Source organism: Methanoculleus sp. UBA374 (genome assembly GCA_002508705.1).
Lineage (GTDB): Archaea > Halobacteriota > Methanomicrobia > Methanomicrobiales > Methanoculleaceae > Methanoculleus > Methanoculleus palmolei.
Genome location: DAYL01000032.1, coordinates 199,937 through 204,685, shown reverse-complemented (window position 1 = coordinate 204,685; position 4,749 = coordinate 199,937). Strand labels below are relative to the sequence as shown.

Here is a 4,749-nt window from a genome sequence, read left to right as displayed (position 1 = left end):
TAAGGCGGGGGAGGAATCGACCCTCGGCGTGTCCCCGTTCACTTTCACCTCGCAGGGAAAAGGTTTATGCCGGGAAATCTCGACAGACATATGTTGCGCTACGGAAGGCACGAAGCAGGAGCCTCTCCTGCGGATCACGGCTATACACCTGCGCAAACGACACCACAGTGCAGCGACATTGCTGCCAGGGCCGCCGTCAACCGGCCTATTGCGGTCCGCTCCCCCACACGCGGGGGAGAGGTGGAATCGCGAAGCCTCTAAAGAGCATGATACCACTTCCGGCATCATGCCCCCTCCTCTCGTCGGGGGTAGTTGACCGGGATCATTTCGACGACTATCTCGCGTACCGCATGTTCGCCAACGGCGTTCCCTGTGCAACACCACTCGACCAGCCTGTCATCGAACACGTCGATGCCAGGGTGTCGAAGACACCGGCGACGATCCCGAGATGGCCGATCAGGACGCTGGATCCTTCGATGAAAACAGCAGAAGTGTGCACAGAGGTTTTTCTGAAAGTATAAGGATTTTGCGGGGTGGGCTCCTGCGGAAGGGGGTTAATCGAGTGTGTACTAATTTAAATTTAACAAAGTCAAAGTGGCCAATGAGATGTCCGAATTCATTAAGGAACTCTATTATATTGTCGCTATCGAAAATATCCCATCAGTATTAAGGCATGGGATCCTGTCATACGATATGGCAATGCGGCTACGTCACGTTTCCGTTGCAAATCGTGAGGTGCAGGGGCGCAGGGCTAACAAAAAAGTTCCCAATGGTCTGTCCCTTCACAGTTACGTGAATCTTTATCTTAATGCAAGGAACCCAATGTTGTATACGTTGATGTGTAACGGATCGGATGACATCTGCATATTGAAACTTGAAAACAGATTGATAGAGTTTCCGGGTGTCGTGATAACCGATGGCAATGCTGCAAGTGACTGGGTATCTTTTTACTCACTTTCGGAGGCCATGGATAAACTTGATTTAGACATGATATATGCAAGATATTGGACACATGAAGATCCCCATGAACAAAGGAGACATAAAAGTATTATGTGCGCCGAAGTATTAGTACCGAATATCGTTGCCGCGGTTCACATAAATGGAGCATATGTATCATGTAGTACCTCTAAAAAATGTCTATCTGAGGTGGGATTTGATCGAGAGATAATCATAGATGGAGATATGTTTTTCAATAGGCAAGTACGGGGGAGGAGTTGATATGGTAACCGTCCTGGTTGGGGATGTCCTGAAGAGCAAGGCACAGACGCTTGTCAACACAGTGAATTGTGTGGGTGTTATGGGGAAAGGAATCGCTCTTCTCTTCAAGCAGAAATACCCGGACATGTACCGTGATTATACTAGAAGGTGCATGAATTTACAGGTCAAACCCGGTGTTCCATACCACTATACCGACATATTCGGCAATTCTATTGTAAATTTTCCAACAAAAAACCATTGGCGTTCCCCATCACGTATCCAGGATATCGTTAAAGGGCTGGATATTTTCGTGAATAAATACAGGGAATGGGGCGTAACATCGGTAGCGTTTCCGCCATTAGGGTGTGGAAACGGTGGCCAGGAATGGCGTGTTATTGGCCGGATAATGTATCAAAAGTTATCCCGGATAGACATTCCTGTTGAAATATATGCACCGTTCGGGACTCCGCACGACGAATTAAAAGAAAATTTCCTCTCCCAGAAGGTATTACTTGAAGATTACAATCAGGTAAACCAGACGAAAAGTGAACTCACGCCGGAAAAAATTGCAATCCTTGAAGTATTGAATCGGCTCGGACAGCAGGCTCATGCAGTCAGGGTAGGCCGAACTATGTTTCAAAAAATTTGCTACATTATCACGGAGACGGGAGTAAATACTCAGTTTACATTTAAGAAGGGGTACTATGGACCGTTTTCCCCGGAAGACGTAAAAAGAACAATTCATCTCTTTGCCAACAGCAACCTCATTGCCGAGAAACAGCTCGGTCGGATGGTGGTCATCTCAATTGGCCCCGAGTACCCGAAAGTGCGGAAAAAATATGAGCGTCAACTGGTCGAACTTGAACCGAAAATTGAGAAAACCGTTGATCTATTCAGCAGAATTAAGAATACAGAGCAAGCGGAGGAAGTCGCCACGGTATATTACATATATCGAGAGTTGGCGTATTTGAAACCCGGGCAATCGGTTACCGAACAAGAGATATTCGACAGTGTTCTCTCATGGAAAAGAAAATGGAACGATCCGATGAAGCGTGAGAGGCTCGCTTCTGCAATCCGCAACCTTGCGATGTTGAAATGGATCTCTGTCTCATACAGTGACTCGTTGCCGGTTGACGAGTTAGTGTGACTGCTCTCCTCACTGAGGCGAGGGCATCCCTGGCTGAGATTGCAGCCCCAATCTCAACAGGTTGATTGCCGCGATTTGTGACCCTCCCGGGGTTATCGGGGCAACGTTTCATCTTTGCCGGCGTCAACTACCCCTCCCTGACGGGAGGGGCTTGTCGGTTGACGCGGGTCCTTTGCCGATCGACGCGCCGGGAAGAGAATTGCACATATCGGTGCTCCCGCGACGCTCCTCGCGAATCGTCGCATCCGGAGCCACCGTTCTTCCGGAGTTACCCTCGACCGACTGCTACATAGATGGCCGAAGACCGCGAGCGGGGAACCGGGAGCTCCCATATCGGCCGCCGTGTCTGGCTGCGATCTCGAGGATCTCGTCCCTTTTTTCGAGTAGTTCCGCATGCAGACTCATCCTGCCACTCTCCTGCATCGATCTTATGGAGCAGGGAATAGAAGGGTTCGCCCGGAAGCGTTGGTATGAAAAATCTCCGGGGGTATGCAGAGCGTCCACTAGAACAGGCAACTATTATCCCAGAAACGAAAAAGATACGGGTCAATCGTCCCACCGTTTTTCATGCTCATAGCGCGCTGTGCAGTATGGCCCGGACGTGAAAGCGCTCATGACCTATCTCTGCGTCTACAGCTTCTCCCGTATGACCGGATCAGAGAACTCTTCGGTGATCTCTTCAACTACTCCCAAGCACGGCAACCACTTTCAATGCGGTCATCGAATGCCCCCGGCGTCCAGAGGGGGCCGAGCACGCCGGGAAGAGAATCGCACATCGTCGCTTCCTGCGCCTCCATTCTCCGGAGTTACCCTCGACCGACCGCTACATAGATGGCCGAAGACCTCGAGCGGGGAACCGGGGCCCCATCCTCCCGGAGCCCCTCGATGTGGAGCTCGATCGCCTCGTGCATCTGCTCTTCCGCTTCCTCACGGGTCGCCCCGGTGGCCACACACCCCGGAAGGTCCGGGGAGTACGCCGAGTAGTTGCCGTCGGTCTGCTCGACGATGACAAGAAATCGATACATTTTAGTCCCTCATTTTAAGTCCAGCCTGTTTGAGAACACTGTTCAGCGTCCCCGGTGCAAGAACGTCTGCCGGGTGCCCGGCGATGGTGATCCGGCCGAGTTTTGATGGATGCTTGTACTGCCGGTGACTGCCCCGGGTCGCCACCAGGTACCACCCGTCCGCTTCGATCATCTTTATGCAGTCTTTTACTTTCATTCTTTCCCTACCCCTTTTCTCGGCGACCGAACTCCACGGTCGCCCGGCGGCGTGTCTCGCTGCTGCTCCGTACCAATTACGACGGGAGGAATGCTCATATCTTTTGTGCTCTGGTTGCTGTGCTGAATAATTCCGGTCCTCCGGCCGCAAGAATGAAGGTGTCGGACGCCCCTGCCGGTCATTTCTGAAAGGATGCATCGGGAACCTGCCCAGTCGGACGATGCCCGCGAAAATATGAAAGAACAGATGAGAAAACCATCCGACGAGTTTGCGAGGATCTTCTATCAGTGCTGTGAAGGGGGGGCCCGGTCAACCGCCCCGCGCTCACCGGTACGGGGTACCGGGGATGATAGCAGACCATCGCACCCTGCATCCTCGGCCTTCGCGGCGGCACACTTGATGGATATTTCTGCTTATTCGTCCTTCTCCGCTTCAAGAATACGCCGGTAGAGGGCATCTCGGACCCGGAAAGATCCGGGGATATCTATACTAGAGAGAAAAGCGTATATCCCGCTCAGGAATGGATACTGTCACCCTGCAACCCGGCGGGGAGTGTGCGAGGATCATCGGCATTCTCCGGGAAAAAAAGGCGTACCTGAAGGAGGCCTACCACGTCGGGTCCATCGGAATCTTCGGCTCGTGTCGGCGCGGCGAGGAGCACGAGGGAAGCGACGTGGACATCCTCGTCGAATTCTCCGAGGTGCCGGGGATCTTCGGGTTTCTCAGGCTCGAGCGGTACCTCTCCGAACTTCTCGATAGACCGGTGGATCTGGTCGAAAAAAGTGCACTCAAACCTCATATCGGCCGCCGTGTCCAGAAAGAGGTCATATATATATGACAGTCCAGCGAAGCACCCTCGATTATCTGGACGATATCCTTGATGCTGTCGATAAGATCGAGATCTTCACCCGGGGTATGTCGTATGAGGAGTTTTTCGGGGACGACAAGACCGTCTATGCGGTCACACGGGCACTGGAAGTGATCGGTGAGGCGACAAAGTGCGTTCCCCGACAGGTCAGGGAACGTTACCCTTCTCTTCCCTGGAGTGAAATGGCCGGTATGCGTGACAAATTGATCCACGCCTATTTCGGGATCAACAGGGCGATCATCTGGAGAACGATCCGGGACGATATTTCCCCGCTCAGATCTGCGGTTCAGAGCCTCCGCGACGACCTGATATCAGA

At 52.3% G+C, this 4,749-nt stretch carries 7 protein-coding genes; 5 read left to right on the top strand and 2 right to left on the bottom strand.

The window, feature by feature from the left end; all coding sequences use genetic code 11:
* The first annotated feature begins 266 nt into the window (after window positions 1-266).
* The 3 genes from BRA42_RS11485 to darG all read left to right on the top strand — a co-directional run bounded on the left by BRA42_RS11485 (window position 267) and on the right by darG (window position 2,344).
* Window positions 267-521, top strand: coding sequence for a hypothetical protein (locus tag BRA42_RS11485; protein WP_292410486.1), 255 nt, complete (start codon window positions 267-269; stop codon window positions 519-521).
* A gap of 85 nt (window positions 522-606) precedes the next feature.
* Window positions 607-1,218: a DUF4433 domain-containing protein gene (locus BRA42_RS11480; RefSeq protein WP_292410485.1), complete on the top strand. Its 612-nt coding sequence runs from the start codon at window positions 607-609 to the stop codon at window positions 1,216-1,218.
* Between the two features lies 1 nt (window position 1,219).
* Window positions 1,220-2,344 (top strand): type II toxin-antitoxin system antitoxin DNA ADP-ribosyl glycohydrolase DarG, encoded by a 1,125-nt coding sequence (gene darG / locus BRA42_RS11475; RefSeq protein ID WP_292410483.1) that lies wholly within the window; start codon window positions 1,220-1,222, stop codon window positions 2,342-2,344.
* 806 nt (window positions 2,345-3,150) lie between these two features.
* On the opposite strand, the gene BRA42_RS11470 is transcribed toward darG, so the two are convergent.
* Both BRA42_RS11470 and BRA42_RS11465 read right to left on the bottom strand, forming a co-directional pair.
* The gene (locus tag BRA42_RS11470; protein ID WP_292410481.1) at window positions 3,151-3,369 is read right to left on the bottom strand and encodes a type II toxin-antitoxin system HicB family antitoxin; all 219 of its coding nucleotides are present in this window, start codon (window positions 3,367-3,369) and stop codon (window positions 3,151-3,153) included.
* A 1-nt stretch (window position 3,370) separates the two neighbouring features.
* Window positions 3,371-3,565 (bottom strand): type II toxin-antitoxin system HicA family toxin, encoded by a 195-nt coding sequence (locus BRA42_RS11465; protein ID WP_292410478.1) that lies wholly within the window; start codon window positions 3,563-3,565, stop codon window positions 3,371-3,373.
* Window positions 3,566-4,085: 520 nt separating this feature from the next.
* Between BRA42_RS11465 and BRA42_RS11460 the strand changes: the two genes are divergently transcribed.
* Window positions 4,086-4,403 carry a nucleotidyltransferase family protein gene (locus tag BRA42_RS11460; RefSeq protein ID WP_292410476.1) on the top strand — a complete coding sequence of 106 codons (318 nt, stop codon included), beginning with the start codon at window positions 4,086-4,088 and terminating at the stop codon, window positions 4,401-4,403.
* A partial coding sequence (locus BRA42_RS11455; protein ID WP_342685955.1) for a DUF86 domain-containing protein occupies window positions 4,400-4,749 on the top strand: 350 nt, incomplete at its 3' end. The genes BRA42_RS11460 and BRA42_RS11455, both read left to right, overlap by 4 nt.

What these genes read in the sequence shown, in the direction of transcription:
- BRA42_RS11485 (WP_292410486.1), top strand. Translation starts at nt 267, where the DNA reads ATGATACCACTTCCGGCATCATGCCCCCTCCTCTCGTCGGGGGTAGTT.
- BRA42_RS11480 (WP_292410485.1), top strand. Translation starts at nt 607, where the DNA reads ATGTCCGAATTCATTAAGGAACTCTATTATATTGTCGCTATCGAAAAT.
- darG (WP_292410483.1), top strand. Translation starts at nt 1,220, where the DNA reads ATGGTAACCGTCCTGGTTGGGGATGTCCTGAAGAGCAAGGCACAGACG.
- BRA42_RS11470 (WP_292410481.1), bottom strand. Translation starts at nt 3,369, where the DNA reads ATGTATCGATTTCTTGTCATCGTCGAGCAGACCGACGGCAACTACTCG.
- BRA42_RS11465 (WP_292410478.1), bottom strand. Translation starts at nt 3,565, where the DNA reads ATGAAAGTAAAAGACTGCATAAAGATGATCGAAGCGGACGGGTGGTAC.
- BRA42_RS11460 (WP_292410476.1), top strand. Translation starts at nt 4,086, where the DNA reads ATGGATACTGTCACCCTGCAACCCGGCGGGGAGTGTGCGAGGATCATC.